Genomic DNA, 22,630 nt, shown 5'->3' on the forward strand with positions numbered 1-22,630 from the left:
GATGTGTATAGAAATATAAACAAGGGAAATGATTTATGTGAAAAGATTGTAATCGTGGAAGAGTTATTATCTGCTTTTATATTTAAGTTAGCAAAGCAACTTATACCAAATGTAGCTCCAGGAATTTTAAGTGATAGAAAACTTAGAAATATGCTTGAAGAATTAGATTTATTGTACTTAGAAGATAGTTTTGTAAGTGGACTAGAAGGAAATATTACTACTGAGATGGGATTAAGAGTAGGTGATTTAGCTGATTTAATAAGGAATAATCTAAAAGAGATTGATATATTAAATAAAAATCCTAAAGATGCTCATTTATTGCTTTTAAAAAATGCTAGTGATGAATTAAAGAGTGAGTTAAGTGATTTTTTAAGACAATTTGGGATGAGAGGAATTGGAGAAATAGATATAACAAATCCTCGTTATCAAGAAGATTTCACTCCAATAAGTATGTCTATATTGAATAATATAAATACATTGGAAAAAAATGAACATAGAGAAAACTATCAAAGATTGATTGAAAAATCGAGTGAAAGTGAACAATTAATTTTGGAAGCTTATGAGAAGATAGGTAAAGATGATTTAGTAAAAAAAGTTGAGAATCATCTAAATAATATAAAGACTTTCTTGCCTTTACGTGAATATGGAAAATATATTATAGTTGGTGTATTTAATGAAGTAAGAAAAGTAATTGATGAAGTAGGGGATAAATTAGAAAAGGATAATTTACTTGATAATAGATACGATATATTTTATCTAAACCTTGATGAAATATATCAAGCATTAACTGAAAAAGTAAATTTCAAAGAAAGTATACAATGCAGAAAAATAGAGTATGATAGATATGAAAAACTGAATCCACCAAGGGTAATTACAAATGAAGGAGAGATATTCTCTGGGAGCTATTCAAAAGAGGGGGTACCAGAAGGAGCATTTGTTGGTATGCCAGTATCAGCAGGTATCTATGAAGGATATGCAAGAGTTATATTGAATCCAAATGATGACAGTTTACAAAAGAATGAGATTTTGGTGACTAAATTTACAGACCCTGGTTGGACTCCACTTTTTGTAAACGCAAAGGGGTTAGTACTTGAAGTTGGAGGGCTTATGACTCATGGTGCAATAGTATCTCGTGAGTATGGTATACCTGCTTTGGTGGGAGTGGAAGATGCTACAAGTCTGATTAAAACAGGAGATTATTTGAGAATAGATGCATATAAAGGATATGTTGAGATTATATGTAAATAGAGTGGACTTAGTAGAGTATTATAGGAGAGACGTTTACTAGTGAAAATGAATGAGGCAATATAAAATTATGATATATAAAAACACTTCTATGAGTATTTGATTTATCAATAAATAATAAATCTACCATAGAAGTGTTTTGATTTTAATAATAAAAGTGTTTTTCTCATAATAATAAAAGTATTTTGGTTACAATAATCATTTTATCTAATTCTTGTTTTTTAGAATAGTAAAATTTCCACTTGTAGCACTTACATAGAAATTTGTAGCCCCATTTTTATAAGTGTATAAATCATCGTGACGATTCAATTCAAAGTCACTATTTAAAGAACTAGAAATCTTATCAAAACTTAAAGTGAATCCTGGATTATCAGGAATAGATAAATCAATATTGGCAGAAGTAGTCTCGTAGTTTAGAGAAGACAACATTTTGTTAGATATAATTTTTGCATCACCTGAAGTTGATTCTGCTTTAATATCAGAAAGTGTTCCAGATACATCCATTCGTCCAGAAACTGTACTACAGACAAGACTTTTATTATTTATATCTTTTAAACTTATATCACCACTAGTTGTATCTAAATTTAAACTATCAATTTTGCCAGAAAGTTGTATTCTGCCAGATGTTGAGGTAAATGTGGCGTCTTTACTATCTAGTTTTGTTATATCAATATCACCACTAGTTGTGTCTAAGTTTACTTTATTAATATTACCAGAAAGCTCTATTGCGCCTGAAACCGTACTAGCTTCCATTATATTACCTTTTATGTAAGTACTATATATATCTGCTGAAGTAGTAGATAAATTTATTTTATCATAAAGCTTATTAGGCAAATATAGTTCAAGTATTGTTGGTTTTGGAAGATTAACTCCAATAAAGAATTTCTTTGCTGAATTATCATCTATAGAAAGAGAATTTCCATCAACCTTTATATTTGCAAGTTTTTTCTTTGAAAAATTAGAAGGAGTTTTTTGAATTAATTTGATTTTATTAGAATCACTTTTCTTAATTCTAACTTCACCTGAAATCCAGTCAACATTAATATCGTTTATTTTATCTGAAAAACTTTCATTTTTAGCTACTATATACTTATCATAGTTGTATTTAGAATGTAAATTATTAAAAGAAAGATTAAAAGAATGCGAGAATATATTTCCTATAAGAAGAAGGATAAATACTATAGAAAGTGATATTGCAACGATACTCCATACTAAAATCTTTGTTTTTATGAGTTTTTTATTCATGTTTATTATCCTCCTTTGATTCACTTAGTTGTATTATTCCTTTAATAATCTCAACACCAGCAGAACCTATTATAAATAGTATCCATGAAAAAGACCAAATATTAAATAGCATGCTTGTGATTAGATATATAGCAACTATTATAATCCAATATGCACTAATAAATGATTTGTAAGCCGGATTTATATCATCATAATTTGTTTTAAATTCTTTGAATTCTTTTGTTGAAGTATCATTATATAGAGCATAGTTTGGTTTTGTCATTTGATTATAAACTAGTAGTCCTACTCCAATTGCTATTAATATAAGCATTAAAAGAATCCCTAGAGTTGGCTCTATACCAAAGCTCACAATTGAGACTACAAACAAGAAAGGGCTTACTATAAAAAGAGCAATTGCTATTGATGCTCTTAAGGCTCTTTTCTTTTTTTCCTCAATTAATTCAGAAGGTACAAAATATGGTTCTTTAACACTTTCAATTAACTCAGATAAATCTCCAATTCCTGAGATTACTGAATTATATGCTTCTTGTTCTGTTTTACCATCTTGTATTTGGTCGTTGTATTTTTCTTTTAGATTTTCAAATAATTCATCTTTAAGTTCTCTGACTTTTTTTGTTTCATTAATTCCTGTAAAGCTATTATCAATATAAGTACGTATTTTATCTAACATATTTTCACCTCCTAAATTAATATGTCTATTAGTGCTTTTGTATTATCCCATTCTTCATGGCTTTTTATATATTTTTCTCTGCCTATGTTTGTTATAGAATAATATTTTCTTCTAGCTCCAGTAGCTTCATCTCCCCAATAAGAGGTTATTGCACCAGACTGCTCAAGTCTACGAAACGCTGTATATAGAGTGGCTTCTTTTAACTCGTACAATCCATTGGTCTTTTCAAGTATAGATTTATTAATCTCATAACCATAACTGTCTTTTTCAAGTAAATGTTTTAAGATAATTGTTTCTGTATGACCTCTTATCATGTCAGATGCGATTGTCATGAACATCACCTCCGATTAAATATATAATACTTTGATATACCTCGCCTGTCAAGGTATATCATGAGAAAAAATATTTCATAGTGTTATTATAAGATTATAAGAGTTTATATGAAAATAATGTAAAAGTTTTATGGATAATATATTTTATACTTAGTTTTAGATAAATTTATATAGTCATTATGTTAAAAAATGATATAAAGTCTAATTTAATTTAGCAAAATAAGTGATATAATTAAAAAAGAAAAGAAATATGGATTTATTTGGAATAATTTTGACAATCTATTTACTACACGTGTAGAGTCGTATATAATTAAATTATACGTAAAATATAAAAAATAATTTATCAATACGTTAGGAGAAAGTATTATGATAAAGTCAGGCTTATTTTGGAATATTTTCATTATGATATCCTTTATAATAGAATGGTTTCTTTGTAAGAAAATGCTAGATTATACAAGTGAGCAAAAAATTTCTAATAGAAAAATAAATATATACATGGGTAGCATTATTATTTTTGCTAATATAATTTATTTTTTTGATGTATCTCCAGATATAAGAGTAATTATATCTGTGATGTTTACTGTCGTATTTTACAAAATCTCATATGATGTGAGGTTTATGAAGTCTATATTAATATCCTTAATTTACTGGATGTTATTAATTGCTACAGATGCTTTAAGTATATCTTTAACAGTTTGGCTTAATTCTATAGATGATATGAGTAAGATGGCAACAGGTTATATATACAGAATTGAGTCCATGGTATCTGGAAAGATGCTTTTGATTTTAGCTTTATTTTTATACAGAACATTAAAGATAAAATTGAATATAGAAATAAATAAAAAGACATTCTCTTATATAATCATCCCAATAGTCGCTAATATAGCATCTTTTTTTATTATTTTTAAATACATATTTAATTCAAAGTCTGGTAGTGGAATGCATAATAGTCAATTTGTTATGATTTCTGTTGTACTGCTTATATCAAGTATTATTTTAATCTTAATTGCTAAGAAGTTACAGCAATATAATACTTTAATGGTAGAAAATAATATGATTAAAAACGTTTTAAAATCTGAAAGTGAGTATTATGAAGATATAGAAAAGAAATATCTAAAGACTAGATTATTAAGTCATGACATGAAAAATCATTTATTGTGTATAAATGCCATGATTAAAAAAGGTATTGATGTTACTTCATATTTAGATAATCTACAAGGAGAGATTCATGGTAATGACTTATTTTTTAATACTGGTAATTTCATATTAGATAGTATATTAAGTGAAAAGAAAGAAATCTGTGATAAAAATGATATAGAACTAAGAACAGGAATAAATTTTAGTCATTGTGAAGCTATTGAATTAGTAGATGTATGTCATATATTCTCTAATATTTTAGATAATGCGATTGAAGCATGTAACAAAATAGATAGTGGTAATAGAAAGATTTGTATTAAAGGCGATGTCATGCAAAATTTTTATCTAATAAGAGTGGAAAATACTAAAGTAAATGAGATTATTACTAAAAATGGAGATATTGTGACAGATAAAACAGGTCCTTTTCATGGTTTTGGAATAAGAAGTATAAAAAACTCTGTAAACAAGTATGGTGGTAATGTTGTAATTGAATATGATGATGACAAATTTGTAGTTAAAATTGCTATACCACTTAAAAATGTGAAAAAGGTAGTCAATCATGTAATTTAATGTATACAGGTAAAGTCTATAATTATGTGTACATATTGAAATTATTTATTATTTATCAAAATTTTTCAAAGTTGGGATATTATACATATTATAAATGGGGCATATTAATAAGCTTAAGATAGTAAGCTTTTTATTGTGATAAATAAAAAAAGAAGTTGCATCAAAAATAGAAAAACTCTTTAAAGATGTAACTTCTATGGTATATGTATGAGAGGCTATATCGCCATTTCTGGGATTAAGCTTCTCATAGCTTCTATAGTTGTTTGAATAAGCTTATCAAGTTCCCAGCCAAGCATTTCTGCACCACTTCTTATAACATCTCGAGAACAGCCAGCAGCAAATGACTTATCTTTAAATTTCTTTTTAACAGATTTCAATTCTAAATCAGAAACACTCTTTGAAGGACGCATTATTGCAGCGGCACCAATTAAACCAGTAAGTTCATCTACAGCAAATAATACCTTTTCCATAAACTGTTCTGGCTTGACATCTGAGCCAGTTAGTCCATATCCATGACTTACAGTAGAATCGATTATAGATTTATCTAAATCAAGCTCTGTCATTAATTCTCTTTGCTTAACACAATGTTCATCAGGATACATTTCAAAATCTAAGTCATGTAAAAGTCCAACTACTTCCCAAAATTCTACTCTCTCAGGGTCGTATTCTTTTGCATAGTATCTCATAACTCCAGATACGATTTGAGCGTGTCTTATATGAAATTCTTCCTTATTGTATTTTTTTAGTATTTCCCATGCTTGTTCTATATTTGGCATGTAACTCATTTTTATCACTCCTATAGCTGAATATTTTGAATTTTTATAAAGTTTATTTTCCATTGATTATATCAATCAATTTCCAATACGTCAACACACTGATACACAATTTTGCATGTGAATTCAGAAATTAGTGAAAATTGAATTTTTATGTCTGGTTTTTAGGTCTAAAACCTTTCTATTTAAATTCTGAGTATCTAAATTTTTTCATTCTGTAATGTTATTTTCGATATAAATGCTATAAGTAATGTAATAAATCCTACTCCTATTATAATAATATACACTCTATCTGATAATAAATCGAAAAGTCTACCATATATAACCTGCCCAATAGGCATTGCGACAGATGTTCCTGCAAAAAGAATAGCCATAACTTTTCCTAGCAGTTCATTTGGAGTTTTTAACTGTATGATTGTTATAGCATATATTGAGATAAGAGTCGTTGTAAAAAATATTAGCATAGAGGATATAATAAAGATTAAAAATGGAACTGGAAATCCTGTATTTAATATAAATGGATAGACTGAAAATGCCATTGGTATAAATATAAGTGCACATATGATGAAACAAATATGTAAGTTGGTTATTTTCAGATGCTTTGAGAAAATACCAATACTCACAGCAGCTATTAACGAACTAAAAGAGATTGCTCCTTCTGCTACACCATATAGAAAGTTATTAGATTCCATAGTTATTTTTACTATATAGGGGATACCTACGATTAGCATAGAACTTAAAACTAGATTTATTGCCATTGCTAAAAAGAGTATTTTTAATGTAAATCTATTTTCCTTACATATATGGATAATACCATCTTTTATATCAATAAATATAGTTTTTATAATGTTGCCAGTTTGTTCTTGTTTAACAAAAGGAATCTGTATAAATATCTCCATAATTGCAGATAGAAAGAAACTTATACAACTGATAACGACAATTGCATTGATACCAAGGATACTATACAAAACACCTCCTAATACAGGACCTGCTATATTTGTAAGAGAGGCAACTCCAGCTACGATACCATTTGCATTTATTAAATGTTCATTATCTACTAAAATGGGTGTACTTGACTGAACTGTTGGTTGATACATTGTGCTTATGACTGAAAGTATGGTCATAATAATTCCTATAAGTAGTATTGAACCATTATCATTAAATAAGAAGAGTGATAAGATTAGTACTGCAACACTACTTGAAAAATCGAAAATAACCATTAAGTTTCTTCTGTTGAATATATCTGCAATAGCCCCACCAATAGGGGAGAATACTACAATTGGGATTGAAGATACTGCGAGTATCGTAGCAAATATTTCTGCCTTACCAGTCATATCAAGTATGTAGAGAGATAAAGCAAACTTGAGTATTGATGCACCAAATAATGAAATTATTTGACCTAATACCATTAAGTTAAAATTTTTATTAAAAGTATTTAATGATTTTACCATATATATACCTACCTATCTAAGATTATTAAAATATTTATAATGATTGCTATGACAGCAATGACTATAAGGAAGTTTTTTCTTGTTTTAATCCCTAATATTATTATAAATGCAGAAAATATTATAGATAAGATAGAGTAGAATGGCATGAGTTCGCTGCTAGGGTCTACTAGTTTTGTGTGGATATTTAGTTTATCATTTATTTTGTAAATAATATCATTTAGTTTTTGTATTAATTCAATCATATTACCCCTCCTAGTTATAAAGAAATGTTTAGAAAATTTATTTTAAATTATTACTCAAGTATGTGTTCTACAAGATTGTCTACCATAAAATCAAATACTTCAATGTAGTTATATCCAATATCTTCTTTTAGCAATAGACTTGAAAGTAGGGCATTGCAAACACCAAAGGCTTTTTCTTTCTCTATTTTTAATTTGAGATTGTATCTTTCAATTAAGTTGTAAAAACTTTGTACATTATTATATTCAAGTTGCGAAAGCATCTCTTTAGGCATCTTATTTAATAAAGAGATGTAATCAGCATTGTTTGGTGAATATAAGAATGGGTTTTTATCATATAATCGGTATAACATCTTCAAGGCTTTTGCAAAACCCTCTTTTTGAGGCATGTTACTTAAAATTTCATCTACTGATGATATAAGTTTGTTTTGAATTTCATTTAATACTTCAAAAAATAGCTTTTCTTTTGAATCAAAGAATGTGTAAAATGAACCCTTTGCAATTCCTGATTTTGAACAAAGTTCGTCAATGTTAGTTTTTTTGTATCCATATTTAGACCAGTGAATTTCACATTCTGAAATTAATCTTTTTCTAATATTATTTTTTTCTATTTCTGTAAAGCTTTTAGCCATATTTATCAATCCTCTCTATAAGTATATGTTATCTATGACTTAAAATATATTTTAAGTCATAAATATATGATATTGTTCATTTACAAATTTGTCAAGCTTGATCCTGACAATAAGCAATATTTTTTGCTACAATCTGTTATTAATCTCATATGGAAGCCGTTATATGAAGCCAATAGCCATAAGGGATGTTATTTATAGGTTATTGGCTTTATGTCTTTATATCTGAGTATTTGATAGCTGGCAAATTTAATTGTTTTACAGTGATAAGATTTTCTTATTTATATTTGAGATAGGATAGCGAAAAATTTTTAAGCACTATATTTTTCAGATTCCTAACCTTATTTATAATATTTTCGATTTGACACTATATCATTTGAACTAATATAAGGATTATGATATTTTTTGCGTTTTCGAGTGAAATAAGGGAAATTAATGGATTCTTTTGGACAAAAGGAAATGCAAGCCATACACTGATTACATTTATGTTGAAATGTTGGTTTACCATTTTGCATTATTATATTTTTGCAAGGGCATACTTTAAAACATAATCCACAAGAAATGCAATCATCCCAAACCTTGAAATATTTATCATTAGATGGACAATTTTTTATATAATGGTCCATTATTTTATGAAAAAGTGTATTTACTAAAAAATTGGGTTTTGGGTAGTTTCTTATTTCTTTTTGTGATATTTCTTTTGATATAATTCTAAGCTGTTCCTCCGTTTTAGGGACACGTTTTTTAGGGTTAGGAAATGGTGGATACATGGCTACATAGTTTGCAACACTATATACTTTATTCCCATAAGATAAATTACACCCTTTTTCCTTGAGTAACAATGCTAATTCTTCCATGCTTTTTCCGTTAATAAAAGCAGGCATAGAAATTGCAAATATATAGGCATCAGGGGATAACTCTAAATTTTTTATAAATTGAATTACAGTTTCTGGTATAGTCCAATGGTATACAGGAAAAATAAATCCTATTCGTTCAGCAGTCAATTTTGAATAATCAGATGGTGATGTTCTCATTGAGATAATCTCTGTATTATTAAGTTCTTGTGCGATTACCTGAGCAGCTCGCATACTATTTCCTGTTCCAGTAAAGTAGTAGATTACATTACGCATATTTTTTACCTCCAAAATATGTTGAATAAGACTTGTAACAGTCTATTTTTTATTCTGAGTTTTAAACAGAATAATGTTCTGTTAGGATTATATCATATATGCAAATTATGGTCAATAATTAAGAGAATAGCGTTCTTTTAATTGTATAATCTGTCCTATTCTTGTTGACATTATGATATGTGTAATTATACCTTGCAAGAAATATAAGGGTGAAATAATGAGAGAATTATTTAAAATACAATGCCATTTAAAATACAAAAAATATAGATTATGAAAAAATTTTTTAAGGTAAACGTTTATTAAAAAAAGAAATGTTTACATAACGAATAAATGGCTATAATTTAAATACACAAAGTTATATCAGAGAGAGGAATAAAAATATGTTTAATGAACTTAGAACAAAAGAAAATGTATATAAAAATTTAATAAATGGAAAATGGGTGGAATCTAATTCAAGAAAACCAATAGAAATTTACTCACCAATAGATAATTCTCTTGTTGGTAAAGTACAATCTATGACAAAACACGAAGTAGATGAAGCCATTGAAAATACAAAAGAGAGTATAAAGGTATGGGCTGAAATGCCTGTATACAAGAGAGCTAATATATTCCATAAGGCTGCTGATTTATTGTTAGAAAATATGGACGAGATAGCTAATATATTGGTACTTGAAATAGCCAAAGATATAAAGTCTGCAAGAGCAGAAGTTGAAAGAACGGCAGATTTTTTAAGATATACAGCTGATGTAGGAAAAAATATGGAAGGTGAAGCTATTAGTGGTGATAACTTCCCTGGTGGAACAAGAAATAAGATGTCTTATGTTTCAAGGGTTCCATTAGGTACTGTTTTGGCGATATCTCCTTTTAATTATCCTGTGAATTTATCAATGTCAAAGATTGCACCAGCACTTATTGGTGGAAATGCAGTTGTATTAAAACCTGCCACACAAGGAGCTATTAGTGCACTTCATGTAGTAGAGATTATGAGAAAAGCTGGTATACCAGATGGAGTACTTAACACTATTACAGGTAGGGGTAGTGAGATAGGGGATTATGTTGTAACTCACAAAGGAATTAATTTTATCAACTTTACTGGTAGTACTGAAGTTGGTCAACATATATCTAAAATATCTAGAATGGTACCATTATTATTGGAACTTGGTGGAAAAGATGCCGCTATAGTATTAGAAGATGCAGACTTGGATTTTGCAGCTAAGAATATAGTGTCTGGAGCTTATTCATACTCAGGTCAAAGATGTACAGCAGTGAAGAGAATCCTAGTACAAGAGAGTGTAGCTGATGAATTAGTGGAAAAGATAAAGCCATTAGTAGAGAAGTTAACGATTGGAAATCCAATGGAGGAAGTAGTTATCACGCCTCTTATAGATAATAAAGCGACTGATTTTGTTCAAGGTTTAGTTGATGATGCACTACATAAAGGAGCAAAATTAATAACAGGTAATGTTAGAAAAAATAATTTATTTTATCCAACATTATTAGACAATGTAAATGTTGATATGAAGATTGCTTGGGAGGAGCCTTTTGGTCCAGTACTTCCAATTATAAGAGTTAAAGATATAAATCAAGCAATTGAAATTGCTAATCAGTCAGAGTATGGACTTCAATCATCAGTGTTTACAAGTGATATTGATAGGGCATTTTATATTGCTGATAAGCTTGAGGTTGGAACTGTTCAAATAAATAATAAGACTGAAAGAGGGCCAGACCATTTCCCATTCTTGGGTGTAAAGGCATCTGGTATGGGAACTCAAGGAGTTAAGTATTCAATTGAGGCTATGACTAGACCTAAGGCAGTAGTGGTAAATGTTAAAGAGTTATAAGTAAATGAGTAGCGTATAGATAAAAATATAGAATAATAACTGGCAATAGAAATATAGAGAAGCAACTAAAAATAATCAATAAATATAAGTGAATGGCTGGAAATATAAAATAAAGTGGAGAGTTTAATTCTCCACTTTATTTTTTGAAGTTTTAAGCAACTTTACTTGATAGAAGTATCTAATCTACTTTATTTTTAGGGAAACATTTAAATATAAAAGATATTCTAAAGAATTTTTAAGATATTTTATCCTAATAGAATTGATATATTTTTGTATAAAATTATCTTAAACTATAGAATAATGTTTAAAAAAATTGTTTTACTTGAATATTTATCCAGTTATGCATTTTGATTGACCAGTTACACGAAATATATTGAATATTAAGAAAATTAGTAATATTATATGGATAAATAAAAAAATATATAGGAGGTATTTTATATGAGTCTTTTTGTTGGTGGATGGTCAAAATTTAGAACTGTCGAGGAAGAAGATTTAAAAGTATTTAATGAAGCTGTAGGAATGTTAAAAGGTGTTGATTATGAAGCACTTATTGTTGCTACTCAAGTTGTTGCAGGAACAAATTTTAAATTTATTTGTAATGCTACTTCAGTCACAAATCCTCCACATGATTATTTAGCAGAAATAGTAGTTTTCAAACCTCTTCCTTGTGATGAGCATGATGCAACAATTACAAGTATTAATGTAATTAAGTAATATTAATAGGAGCTAGGATATGAGATTAAATATAACGAAACAAAACACTCTAGAGGTTGAAAATAGTAAAAAGGAAGATGTCTATTTTGTAATAGTTGATAATGTTTTCTTTGAACGTCATGGTGATGTATTTAATAGTATCACAGACAATAATTTAAATAATTATAATGTAGAAATATTACCGACTAATAATATTTTCTTAGAATTAAAAATAACATCTACTAAAGATTTAGAACCTGTTTTTATTGTAGTTGAAGATAGACAGTATAATCACGGAAGTGTAATGTTTAAGCCAGTAGTGGTGTAATGTCTAAATTTCTTACAGAAGTATAACTATAATAAAAAGAAAAAAGTCTATAAATATGATAACTATGAAAAGATAGTGTTTAAAAATATAACAAAAAAATATAACCAAATAAATGAACTAATTAAAATAACTGTGTTGACAAAATCTATATTCTGCAACACAGTTATTTTACTAAATAAGATAGAAATTTATCAATTACAAAAGTAAAATAAAACCTTTTATTTAAATCAAAATTTATAATTTAGGGGGCAAATAAATGCTAGAAAATCAAAATCAACTTTTAGATGAAATAACACTCTTATTAGATGAAGGAAAAGTAGCGATAAATAAGGCACAAGGTCAAAATTTAATTCTAGTTCTTGGAGGTACAGGTTGTGGAAAAAGTACTGCAATTAATTATCTTGCGGGATGTGTAATGAAGGAAGTAGAAGATGAAGATACTGGTACATCATATATTGAATGTTTAGACCCTGTAGCAGAGATTGGCTCAGGAGCTGTCTCACAAACTCTATATCCGAATATTGTAGATATGAGAAAACCAGTGGAAGGAATGAATGCAAAATTATGTGACACTGCAGGATTTAGTGATAATAGAGGAGTAGCTCATGATATTAGTGCAGCAGTTTCATTAGGTGAGGTATTTAAAAATTCTGCATCTATATGTGCAGTAATTGTACTAATACCAGAAGCAGACATTTTAGACTCTAGACTTACAAAAGTGCTGGATTTATTCCAACAGTTAAATATGTGTCTTCATAAAGATAACTTTAAAGGAAGTATAACTTTTTTCATTTCAAAAAGCTTCTTAGGAAGAACAGAAAAACAATTATATAATATTATCAGAAAAAAATATGAACAGTTGTGTGAATCCTCAGAAAGTAATATAGATGAAAAGGCTTGGTTATTTGAAGAATTGCTAAAAGATAATGGCAAAAATATTCATCTTTGTAAGCCTCTTGTAGCTGAAGAGAGAGAGACTTTATTAAAACAAGCACTAGAATTAAATGAAGTCAAGGATAAGACATCAGCATTCCAATATCCAATTAGTTCGGATGCAAGATTAGTTTTAGATACATTAATAAAAGAGATTCAAAGTAGTATAGTATCTAGTTTAGAAGATTATGTGAAGGCATATACAGAAGACTTTATTAATGTTATTGAAAGAATAACAATGATTCGAGAAATATCAACATATGATAGAGTTGTAGGGACATTTAAAAATTGGTTGGAAAATACATCAAGTCTTACTATAGACAAATTTATTAATGTGTTATCTAAAGAAAGTGGATTATTCTTGAAAGATAGTTGCATGAAGTTACAAAATAAGATAAAGGGAAATTTAGATATAATTGATGCCCTAAGTAAATATACAGAGAATGGAACTGGGGAAATTCTATTACCTTCTGTACACATGGAATCTATTATAGAAAAAGTAAGTAAAAAGATAATGGAGCAAAACTTCACTATAATAAGAAAGAATTTAGAAAAAGTTTTAGTTTCTCATGAAGTACAAAAACAAGTATTTACATTAAAAAATAGAGAAAAATTGATGGAAGTTGCAAATAAAAAGGACTATATGTATAGTGTAAATGATTTTGAAGAAATTTTGATGAATGTTACGACTGTACAGCGTGAAGAATTAGTAGACAGTATAACAAGATTAAATGCATATGGAGAAGAAGGAAACGAAATAATTAGAGAATTTGTAAGTAAATACATCTTAAATCCATTTATAGTAAAAACAATTAATATTAATGATAAGAAGTGTGTTGAAATAAGAGCATTGATTCCAAACTTAGTAATTAGTAGTGTATTGAAATATTTTAAAAATAGAAAAGTAGATGACAATACTACTACATTTATGTTCTTTGCTAAAGAGACTATTTATATGGATGATAACCTTGGAATGGAATTTGCATCAGAGAAAAATATTATTCTTTCTTGTAATAATCTCGATGTAAGTAGCAATGTAAAGATTAACGTAAGTGGAAAGAGTGGAGACCTTGTAGATAATTCTATGTATGGACAAAATGGTAAAGATGGTAGGGATGCAGGTAATATTTACCTATACATTAAGAAAGAAATTAGAAATTATCGCTTAACATTAATTGCAAATGGAGGAAATGGCTCTAAAGGAACAGATGGGAAACGTGGAGATGATGGAGCAAGTGGAGCTAATGGAGCAGATGCAGGATATACAAGTTATTTTGCTGCACAAATATTTAAGGGATATTTTGCAGAAGGCACAAAAGGTAAAAAAGGTGATAAAGGTGGAACTGGTGGAAATGCTGGAATAGGTGGAAATGCTGGTAAGAAAGGTAATATTTACTTCGTTTCAGATTCAGAAGAACAAAAAAATAGAATAATTAATCATTGTGATGTAACAGTGAGAGATGGAGAAGCAGGTCCAAATGGTGTACCAGGCTCAGGTGGATATGGAGGCAAAGGTGGTTATAATGGTTATAATACACTTTCATTCTCTGCAAGTGGTATAGATAAGACTCTGTACTATACAGGATATTTTACAAGTTGGGATTATAAAATAGAGAAAGTATTTTATTATCGTGTAGAACTTAGTGGTGGAAGTTGGAGTGAAGGAAAAACAGGACCATCAAGAGAGTATGCTGAATATGGAGATAGAGGAGACAATGGAGGATTTAATGCACCAAATACCAAGATATCAACAGCCGTTTCAAAAGTAGAAGAAAGTCTAATTAAAGAAAAATATCAAAGCTATTGTTCTGAAATATAGAAAGGGATGGATATATGGCAAATAAACTTTATAGTGGAATCGTAAACCTTTTGGAAGAGGGAAGGGACACACTTGAAAAATATAACTTAAAAGAAAAATCAATTTTATTATTCTTAGGTGCTTCAGGTGTTGGAAAGAGTACTTGTATCAATTATTTAAAAGGTTGTGAAATGGAAGAAAAAACAGATGCAGAAACTGGACAAGTATATATTACTGCAAAAGATTCAGCTGTTGAAATTGGTAATGGTGTATACTCTAAGACGTTATGCCCAGAAGTTGTAGATGTTACAAATAGAGACTTTTCATTATGTGATTGTCCAGGATTTTTTGATAATCGTGGACCAGAATATATGATTGCAGGAGCAATGCTTGTAAGAGAAACTATCTTTACATCTTCAAAGGTGAAAGGAATGGTAGTTATTTTAGACTACCAGTCTCTACTGGATTCTAGACATACACTATTAATAGAAACAGCTAAAAACTTAAAAGATATGTTTAATGATTATACAAAGTATAAAGAAAATTTTTTCTTCCTTATTAATAAAATACCTAAGTCACTCAGTGATAAAGTAACTGAAGAGAAAATAAGAGCTATATTGAAGAAAGTAAAAAAAGACCTAGACAGTCAAGAGAAAGATTATGATGGTTACAAGGAGCTAGTATATCTATTAAATGTAATCTTATCAGACAATATATCTATCAAACTGTGTAATCCACTGGATAAAAAGCCAGAAGTATTATTAGATAAAATGAAAAATCTTCCTGGAAATTTTGAAAAGACAGATATGGGCTTGATGCTTACTGCTTCTTGTAAAATAGAAATACAAAAAGCTGTTGATGTAACATATAATGAGACAGAAAAACTTTTAGTTCCTTATATACAAAGTGTAAAAAAAGGTATAGAAGACTCTATTTCAATTTTACCTTCTATAAAAAGTCTAAAAGATACAGAATCACAATTGGAGAGTATGTATACAAATCTATGTAGTAAAGTAGCTAATATTAGAGAACTTATGGAGTTTGTACAGGAACTTTCATATGGTGACGGATTACAAAAAGTTAATCTATTAGAAGAAGTACGCCTTCTCTTAGAACTAAATAGTTATTGTAGTGAAACTTACATTGTTGGCTTAAGCGAGCTATTAAAATCATTACTAAAGAATACATTAGAAGATGCATTAAGGGATATTAGATACTGGATAATAGAAGAGGAAAATAAGAAAGAAGAGGCCAAAAAGCTTGAAGATGCAGAATATAGAAGAGATAAGATTAGAAGTTGTACATATATAAAATCATATGATAAAGAAAATATACTTTCCATGTATATACCTATACCTAAGGTGAATTTATCAGATTTAACTGAAATAATATCTGGTTATCAACTTAATATTTTATCGTCTATATATATGTATGGAGATTGTGAGATAAAAATCGATTGTAATATGGAGAAAGAAGTTTTCTCAGGTAAAAATATTGTATTGTTAGCAAAAAAATTATGTATACCAGAAGGAACTCATTCAATTAATGTATCTGGTAAAGATGCAGAGCAATTGACTGGAGAAGACACTATTTATAATGGAATGAATGGAAGAGATGGTAATAATGCAGGAACTGCAGGTGACATTTTATTATCTTTTAAAGAGATAGAAAAAAAGGGAGAACTTAAACTTTATGTAGATGGTGGACTAGGTGGAAATGGACAGGATGGAAAAATAGGAGAGACAGGAATAACAGGAGAAATTGGAGCAAATGCAAATATAGGTTCTGAAAAAGAGTTGAAAGAATTTGCTAACGATAACGATACAAAATATTTTGTGATAAAAGCAGAAAAAGGAAAACAAGGTGGAATTGGAGGTACAGGTGGAGACGGTGGAAATGCTGGTCTTGGAAGTAAATCTGGACAGATTTATCTTCTTGGAAAAGCATCTGTACTAAAAGGTGCTATAAGTACAAAAGATGGACATCATGGTATAGCAGGAAAAGGAGGTTCTGGAGGAAAAGGAGGCTCTGGAGGTCTTGGAGGAATTAGAGGAATATATGAAGAAACAATAAGACGTGGAGAAGGGGGCGATTATAGTGATAGAAACTATTATTATTTTGATAGATATGTATTAAGTTACGCCTCAGACTCAACAGAGGTAGCAGATGATGGAGTAAAATTAAATGCTCTTTATGAAAAACATAAAGATTGGAAAATTAGCAAACGTGAAGATTCAGGTTCAGATGGAGCAGAGGGAAAAGAAGGGCGTTTTGGAAATGCACTAAAAGAAAAGGAATTATTAAAGCAAGAGTATTCTTTATCAATGGATATGTTCTTCTATGAGTTCTTTGATAGATTTGGTTTTACTGGAAGTAAGGGATATAGAAACCTTAAACTGTTATGTGCTGTAGGAATCTTAGAAGCTGATATTTTAGAACTTTCACATATTTATGAGATTTTTCATGCCGTTGAGAAAGTAGAGATGCAGTTAAATAAAGAAATACTTCAAAAGTACTTTAAATTTGAGAGCAAAAAGAAAGAACCACTTTCTATAGAAGATATGAATATAAAGAAAGAATTTTATCAAGAGGCAAAAGAGATTTATGAATATCTTATAAATAAATTGATGCAGTCTGATAAAATAGAATCTTTTGTAGCAGAAAAACAGAATTTTAGTGAATGGAGTATGATTTTATTTGCACTTGAGCAAAAGACTGCGTTCTATGTGCAAATGATAGAGGAAAATGAAATTGGAGGAAATCGTGTTACCGATATTCGTGCTTTAACAAATTACCTAGATAAGACCTTAAAAGAATTGGAACAAGGGCAGAAGGACAAATTAAAAGAGGGATATTTCAACACATATAAAGAAGGTATACTGACTCAAATTGAATCTGGAAATCAGCAAATAGAAGTTTTAAGAAATGAACTTGAGAATAAAATGATTTCTGTTTCTGCAAAAATGAATCTATTGATTCAAGAGATTCTAAAGATAAAAGAAGATGAAAAAGAAGATATAGAGAAACTAAAAGAGAAACAGAAAAAACTTGAGGAACAAATGAAAACACAGTTAATTCTTTCAGGGATACAGAGTGCGTTGAGCTTATTAACAGCATTTAGTGGCATTGGTCAAGCTTGTTTAGGGGCATTTGATAGTGCAAAATCTTTGAGTGAAAATCTTTCAGCTAAAGAAGAAGAATATAACTGGACTAACAGAATGGTTGAGTTCTCAGATTTTAAATTAAGTTCTGAGGGTATTAGTGTTGTTCTTGGAGCTCAATTGAAGGATGATAGAAAGAATGTTTTAGAAAAAATGACACATAACTTAGCAGGTGTTGATGAAGGAAAAAGAGAGAAGTTTGACCAGATTAAAGATATTATAGTTAAGTCTGTAGATAATCCTGCATATGCAGAAAGAGATAGTGATATTCAAGCGGCAAGAAATGGATTAAGTGAAGACGAATATAAAGAAATCTACACAAAAATTGAGAAGAAACAAATAGGCATGCTAGAAGCAAATTATAGCAATAAACAACAAAAAGATAAATTAGCTGCACTAGAAAAGAGCAAACAAGCTGTTGAAAGACAACAAAAGACAGCTGCTATTAAAAATGCCTTAAGTATTGGTAGTTCTGCTTGTTCTCTTGTTAATACAGCAATTAGTGGTGTTAATAATTGTCTTAATGTAAAGTCTAGTTTTGAAAGTAAGATAGAGGTTGTAAAAGATGCAATTAAGGATAAAGAAAATAATATTAAAAAATTGGATGAATTAAATACTCAGATGGTAGAGTTTAAAGATAAAACTTTTAAAGAATCTATTGCGCCATTTGTAGAAAAATTTGATAGTACAGTTAAAAATCAAGATATTTTCCAAAATGAGATAAGTAAGTTAAAGATGAAGGAAGTTTTAACTGAGTTAATTACAAAATTTGAAGGTCTAAAAATGGAAAACTCAGCAGAGATTTCTGGAATATTTAAAAAGGTACAAGATATGATGGAAACTCAGATTATCATTACTGATAAGATTGACAAGAAAAAAGATAACCTTGCAATGGGAGAATTAATTTATCAAATGTCGGATAGTGGTAATCAAATGAATGAATATCAGAAAAAACTTATTCATCAAATTGAATTAAATCAGGTTAGATACTTGTGTCAGCTAGAGGCAGCTGCTTTTCAATTGTGGACATTTCCATTTGGAAGTAATATAGTAAATATCTTAAATAGATGCCATGTAGGGATTACAGAAGATGAAAATGAGGTTGTAAATCAAGCTAAAGAGCAAAATAGACAGATTAAAGATTTTCTAGACCAAGATACTTATCAATGGCAAAGAACAGATAATCATATTCTAAAAGTACCATTGGTAGGAAGTTTAGGTGGAAAGAGTAAAGTAGGATTTGAAAATACATATTCTTTATATACTTGTAGTGAAGAAGAAGTGAAGAAGCTTTTGACTGGGGAGGAAATTAACTTTGAGATTCCAGTAAATCAAAACTTTGATGCTATGAAATATGTAACTATTTATGCTAATATACCTAATCTTAGACGAAATATTTTAGATGATAGTGCAAAAGTAAACGTGCATATGCGTTTATATGATAGTGGATATTTTTCACTATATGATGATAGAAAAGACGTCTATTATCAATATGTATTTCCACAAAACTATATTGATATCACACATGGTCTTGATGTTAAGTACAATGATTCAGACTCAATAAACTCAATATGGTCTTCAGTAGAAGATAAAGGAATAGAAAAGTTCAAGAATGCAGGATTAAATTCTGGGAGAAGCCCATACTCTATGGCTAAGGTTTCTTTGAAGTCTCATTTTAATAAGAAACTTTCTTATGATTTATTGACGAATGAACAGAAGAAGAAACTAGAATCGTATTTTAATAAATCTAGTAAATACGCATGGAGTGAGAGTATAGATATATTGAAAAGTCTTGGATATGTTGATTTGAAAGGTGTTTTAGCAAGAAATTGGTCTGAAATCAAGAAAGATATAGATAATGATGGAGAGATTATGAAGCATTTCTCAATATTACAGGCTGATTTGTTGGAAAGAATTATTTATGAGCAGACTAGTATATTAAAAGCAAATATACCTGACTTGACGATTGAATTTGTAGGGTGTGGTATTTATGTAGAGTCTGAATTTAATTATTTAAAGCAAAATGAGTTAAGATGTTATGAACAGAGATTAGTTAAAAATACAGTTGAGGAATAGTCTTTAAATAGGTATGAAAAAATCTAAAAAAGCACTTTTAAATATTTTGTTTAAAAGTGCTTTTTTTAATATGAATTATAAATTTATTATATGTACATATGTTTTGTAAGGAGTTTTATATAATTAGGATTAATTGTAGTTATAAGAATTAGAGTCTTCTAATAAATTTGTCATACTTTTTAAACTTATTCCAACAGTAGAGGCATTGTGTAAAAAGGCAGATGTACTTGGTCTAACAAATCCACCAACACCAAGTAAAATCAGACCTAAATTAAAGCCTATAATAAACTTAGAACTTAAATCAATTCTCTTCATAAGCTTATCACTAATCTGTTTTAAAACGATTAAGTTATTTAAATTATCTGCTGATATGGTAATATCTGAAATCTCTCTTGCTATTTCAGCACCTTCACTCATTGCAATTCCGACATCTGATTCTGAAATAGCAGGGGAATCATTGATTCCATCCCCAATCATAATCACTTTTCGACCATTTAGTTTTTCATTTTTGACAAAGTTGGCTTTATCTTCTGGTAAGACTTCTGAATAATATTCATCAACGCCAATTTTACTTGCTATAGATTTTGCTGTTTTTTCACTATCTCCAGTCATCATCACAATCTTTTTAATTCCATATTCTTTCAAATTTGAAATTACATATTTTGCTTCTTCTCTTAGAGGGTCATTAATGCAAATAACTGCTGATAACTTGCCCGATATTGCCATAAATAGGTGTGAATATTCATCTGATAGATTATTATACTTATCATCTTCACCATCTGGAATAGTACACTTCTCATCTTCAAATACGAAGTGTTTGCTACCTATTATAACTTTTTTATTATCAACTTTTGTTGAGATACCATGTGCAATAATGTATTCTACCTCTGTATGCATCTCTTTGTGACTAAGCCCTTGTTTTTCAGCTTCATATACTACTGCATTTGCTATAGAGTGTGGGAAGTGTTCTTCTAAGCAAGCTGCAAGTCTTAACATTTCTTTCTTATTATAATCTTGGAATGTAATTATATCTGAAACAGTCGGTTGAGCTTTTGTTAGTGTGCCTGTCTTATCAAATACAATAGTATCTGCAGATGCCACACCTTCAAGAAATTTTCCACCCTTTACAGTAATGTTGTGATTGTTACATTCTCTCATAGCTGACAGTACAGAAATAGGGATGGAAAGTTTTAATGCACATGAGAAATCTACCATCAATATAGAGAGTGCTTTTATAGGATTTCTAGTAATTGCATAGGTTAATATGCTTCCTAAAAAACTGTATGGAACTAATGTATCTGCTAGATGTTCAAATTTACTTTCCACAGAGGATTTTAATTTCTCAGATTCTTCAATCATGGTTACTATTTTTTGAAATCTAGTAGTACCAGCTTTTTCTTTGACACACATGACAATATTGCCTTGTTCTATTACAGTTCCAGCATATATGTAAGAGCCTTCTCTTTTGTTGATTGCAAGAGATTCACCTGTAAGTGATGCTTGATTAACCATTGCTTCTCCTGATACTATAACCCCATCGAGTGGAATCATATTTCCCATATTTACACTGACTAAGTCGTCTTCTTTTATTTCTGAAATTGGAACTAGTATTTCGGTATCATCTTTTTTTAACCATACTTTTTCAATGTTCAATGACATACTTTGAGCTAAATCGTCTATAGATTTTTTTCTGGTCCATTCTTCTAGTAATTCGCCTACACCAAGAAGAAACATGACTGACCCAGCTGTATTGACATCTTTTCTAAAAATAGAAATGCCTATAGCAGTGGCATCTAAAACAGAAATTTCTATTTTTTTATTTAGTAGAGAAGAGATACCTTTTTTAAAATATTTTATAGAGTGAAATCCTATTAAAAAAAATCTTAAGGACTTTGGGAAAAATATTTTAGAGACACTCTTAACAAGTAGCTTGTTTACTAATTTATCTCTATAGTAATTATTTAATTCTCTGCTAGTATGTTCAGGGACTAGACTTTCTATTTTGCTATTATTAAAACTAAACTTAGTGATTTCTGTTATTATGTATTCTCTTTCTCCAGTGTAATAAACAACTGCATCACCAGTTCTATCGTAAACTTTTGCTTTAGTAATACCATTTATAGAAGTTAAATAATATAAGAGAGTATCTGATTGCTTACTATTTAATTTACCAAGTTGTAAATCAAAGCGTATACGACCTCTTATTTCATGTTTTATATAAAAATTCAATTTACTTCCTCCTGATACTATTAATCATAATACTTGGTACTGTTAACTATGATATTTGATATTATTGATTATAATACTTGGTACTATTAACTATGATATTTGATATTATTGATTATAATACTTGGTATAATTAACTATAGTACCTAATAT

16 protein-coding genes are annotated in these 22,630 nt (G+C 29.1%); 7 read left to right on the top strand and 9 right to left on the bottom strand.

What is annotated here, in order from left to right:
- A partial coding sequence (locus tag Q3304_RS15435) for a PEP-utilizing enzyme (RefSeq protein WP_407814118.1) occupies window positions 1-1,248 on the top strand: 1,248 nt, incomplete at its 5' end.
- 204 nt (window positions 1,249-1,452) lie between these two features.
- On the opposite strand, the gene Q3304_RS15440 is transcribed toward Q3304_RS15435, so the two are convergent.
- Genes Q3304_RS15440 through Q3304_RS15450 form a run of 3 tightly spaced genes read right to left on the bottom strand, consistent with a single transcriptional unit; the run spans window position 1,453 to window position 3,492 of the window.
- Window positions 1,453-2,490, bottom strand: a complete 1,038-nt coding sequence (locus tag Q3304_RS15440; protein WP_407814119.1) for a DUF4097 family beta strand repeat-containing protein — start codon at window positions 2,488-2,490, stop codon at window positions 1,453-1,455.
- Window positions 2,483-3,160: a permease prefix domain 1-containing protein gene (locus Q3304_RS15445; RefSeq protein ID WP_074179074.1), complete on the bottom strand. Its 678-nt coding sequence runs from the start codon at window positions 3,158-3,160 to the stop codon at window positions 2,483-2,485. Before Q3304_RS15445 ends, Q3304_RS15440 begins: the two co-directional genes overlap by 8 nt.
- An 11-nt stretch (window positions 3,161-3,171) precedes the next feature.
- The gene (locus tag Q3304_RS15450; protein WP_054269099.1) at window positions 3,172-3,492 is read right to left on the bottom strand and encodes a PadR family transcriptional regulator; all 321 of its coding nucleotides are present in this window, start codon (window positions 3,490-3,492) and stop codon (window positions 3,172-3,174) included.
- Between the two features lie 366 nt (window positions 3,493-3,858).
- Between Q3304_RS15450 and Q3304_RS15455 the strand changes: the two genes are divergently transcribed.
- Window positions 3,859-5,199, top strand: coding sequence for a GHKL domain-containing protein (locus Q3304_RS15455; RefSeq protein ID WP_407814120.1), 1,341 nt, complete (start codon window positions 3,859-3,861; stop codon window positions 5,197-5,199).
- 215 nt (window positions 5,200-5,414) lie between these two features.
- On the opposite strand, the gene Q3304_RS15460 is transcribed toward Q3304_RS15455, so the two are convergent.
- The 5 genes from Q3304_RS15460 to Q3304_RS15480 all read right to left on the bottom strand — a co-directional run bounded on the left by Q3304_RS15460 (window position 5,415) and on the right by Q3304_RS15480 (window position 9,421).
- Window positions 5,415-5,984, bottom strand: a complete 570-nt coding sequence (locus Q3304_RS15460) for a hypothetical protein (protein ID WP_054269101.1) — start codon at window positions 5,982-5,984, stop codon at window positions 5,415-5,417.
- A 188-nt stretch (window positions 5,985-6,172) separates the two neighbouring features.
- Window positions 6,173-7,423 (bottom strand): MFS transporter, encoded by a 1,251-nt coding sequence (locus tag Q3304_RS15465; protein WP_074179076.1) that lies wholly within the window; start codon window positions 7,421-7,423, stop codon window positions 6,173-6,175.
- A gap of 8 nt (window positions 7,424-7,431) precedes the next feature.
- A complete protein-coding gene (locus Q3304_RS15470) occupies window positions 7,432-7,665 on the bottom strand; it encodes a hypothetical protein (RefSeq protein ID WP_054269103.1) in 234 nt (77 codons plus the stop codon).
- 50 nt (window positions 7,666-7,715) lie between these two features.
- Entirely contained in the window at window positions 7,716-8,294 is a 579-nt protein-coding gene (locus Q3304_RS15475; RefSeq protein WP_167639742.1) for a TetR/AcrR family transcriptional regulator, read from the bottom strand.
- 338 nt (window positions 8,295-8,632) lie between these two features.
- On the bottom strand, window positions 8,633-9,421 hold the full coding sequence (locus tag Q3304_RS15480; protein WP_219673740.1) for an EFR1 family ferrodoxin: 789 nt from the start codon (window positions 9,419-9,421) through the stop codon (window positions 8,633-8,635).
- A 380-nt stretch (window positions 9,422-9,801) separates the two neighbouring features.
- On the opposite strand from Q3304_RS15480, the gene Q3304_RS15485 reads away from it, so the two are divergent.
- The 5 genes from Q3304_RS15485 to Q3304_RS15505 all read left to right on the top strand — a co-directional run bounded on the left by Q3304_RS15485 (window position 9,802) and on the right by Q3304_RS15505 (window position 20,251).
- Window positions 9,802-11,262, top strand: a complete 1,461-nt coding sequence (locus Q3304_RS15485) for an NADP-dependent glyceraldehyde-3-phosphate dehydrogenase (protein WP_054269106.1) — start codon at window positions 9,802-9,804, stop codon at window positions 11,260-11,262.
- Window positions 11,263-11,700: 438 nt separating this feature from the next.
- Window positions 11,701-11,976: a hypothetical protein gene (locus Q3304_RS15490; RefSeq protein WP_054275850.1), complete on the top strand. Its 276-nt coding sequence runs from the start codon at window positions 11,701-11,703 to the stop codon at window positions 11,974-11,976.
- Between the two features lie 19 nt (window positions 11,977-11,995).
- Window positions 11,996-12,283: a hypothetical protein gene (locus Q3304_RS15495; RefSeq protein WP_054269108.1), complete on the top strand. Its 288-nt coding sequence runs from the start codon at window positions 11,996-11,998 to the stop codon at window positions 12,281-12,283.
- A gap of 256 nt (window positions 12,284-12,539) precedes the next feature.
- Complete coding sequence (locus Q3304_RS15500) at window positions 12,540-15,035, top strand: ATP-binding protein (RefSeq protein ID WP_074179080.1); 2,496 nt, start codon at window positions 12,540-12,542, stop codon at window positions 15,033-15,035.
- 14 nt (window positions 15,036-15,049) lie between these two features.
- Window positions 15,050-20,251, top strand: a complete 5,202-nt coding sequence (locus tag Q3304_RS15505; RefSeq protein ID WP_407814121.1) for a hypothetical protein — start codon at window positions 15,050-15,052, stop codon at window positions 20,249-20,251.
- 129 nt (window positions 20,252-20,380) lie between these two features.
- Here Q3304_RS15505 and Q3304_RS15510 read toward each other — a convergent pair whose 3' ends face one another.
- Window positions 20,381-22,480 (bottom strand): heavy metal translocating P-type ATPase, encoded by a 2,100-nt coding sequence (locus tag Q3304_RS15510; RefSeq protein ID WP_407814122.1) that lies wholly within the window; start codon window positions 22,478-22,480, stop codon window positions 20,381-20,383.
- Window positions 22,481-22,630 lie beyond the last annotated feature (150 nt).

Source organism: Clostridioides sp. GD02377 (assembly GCF_045899875.1).
In the GTDB taxonomy this organism is placed as follows: Bacteria; Bacillota; Clostridia; order Peptostreptococcales; family Peptostreptococcaceae; genus Clostridioides; species Clostridioides difficile_A.

Excerpts from the sequence above, each read along its gene's own strand:
- Q3304_RS15440 (WP_407814119.1), bottom strand. The coding sequence starts at position 2,490 with ATGAATAAAAAACTCATAAAAACAAAGATTTTAGTATGGAGTATCGTT.
- Q3304_RS15445 (WP_074179074.1), bottom strand. The coding sequence starts at position 3,160 with ATGTTAGATAAAATACGTACTTATATTGATAATAGCTTTACAGGAATT.
- Q3304_RS15450 (WP_054269099.1), bottom strand. The coding sequence starts at position 3,492 with ATGACAATCGCATCTGACATGATAAGAGGTCATACAGAAACAATTATC.
- Q3304_RS15455 (WP_407814120.1), top strand. The coding sequence starts at position 3,859 with ATGATAAAGTCAGGCTTATTTTGGAATATTTTCATTATGATATCCTTT.
- Q3304_RS15460 (WP_054269101.1), bottom strand. The coding sequence starts at position 5,984 with ATGAGTTACATGCCAAATATAGAACAAGCATGGGAAATACTAAAAAAA.
- Q3304_RS15465 (WP_074179076.1), bottom strand. The coding sequence starts at position 7,423 with ATGGTAAAATCATTAAATACTTTTAATAAAAATTTTAACTTAATGGTA.
- Q3304_RS15470 (WP_054269103.1), bottom strand. The coding sequence starts at position 7,665 with ATGATTGAATTAATACAAAAACTAAATGATATTATTTACAAAATAAAT.
- Q3304_RS15475 (WP_167639742.1), bottom strand. The coding sequence starts at position 8,294 with ATGGCTAAAAGCTTTACAGAAATAGAAAAAAATAATATTAGAAAAAGA.
- Q3304_RS15480 (WP_219673740.1), bottom strand. The coding sequence starts at position 9,421 with ATGCGTAATGTAATCTACTACTTTACTGGAACAGGAAATAGTATGCGA.
- Q3304_RS15485 (WP_054269106.1), top strand. The coding sequence starts at position 9,802 with ATGTTTAATGAACTTAGAACAAAAGAAAATGTATATAAAAATTTAATA.
- Q3304_RS15490 (WP_054275850.1), top strand. The coding sequence starts at position 11,701 with ATGAGTCTTTTTGTTGGTGGATGGTCAAAATTTAGAACTGTCGAGGAA.
- Q3304_RS15495 (WP_054269108.1), top strand. The coding sequence starts at position 11,996 with ATGAGATTAAATATAACGAAACAAAACACTCTAGAGGTTGAAAATAGT.
- Q3304_RS15500 (WP_074179080.1), top strand. The coding sequence starts at position 12,540 with ATGCTAGAAAATCAAAATCAACTTTTAGATGAAATAACACTCTTATTA.
- Q3304_RS15505 (WP_407814121.1), top strand. The coding sequence starts at position 15,050 with ATGGCAAATAAACTTTATAGTGGAATCGTAAACCTTTTGGAAGAGGGA.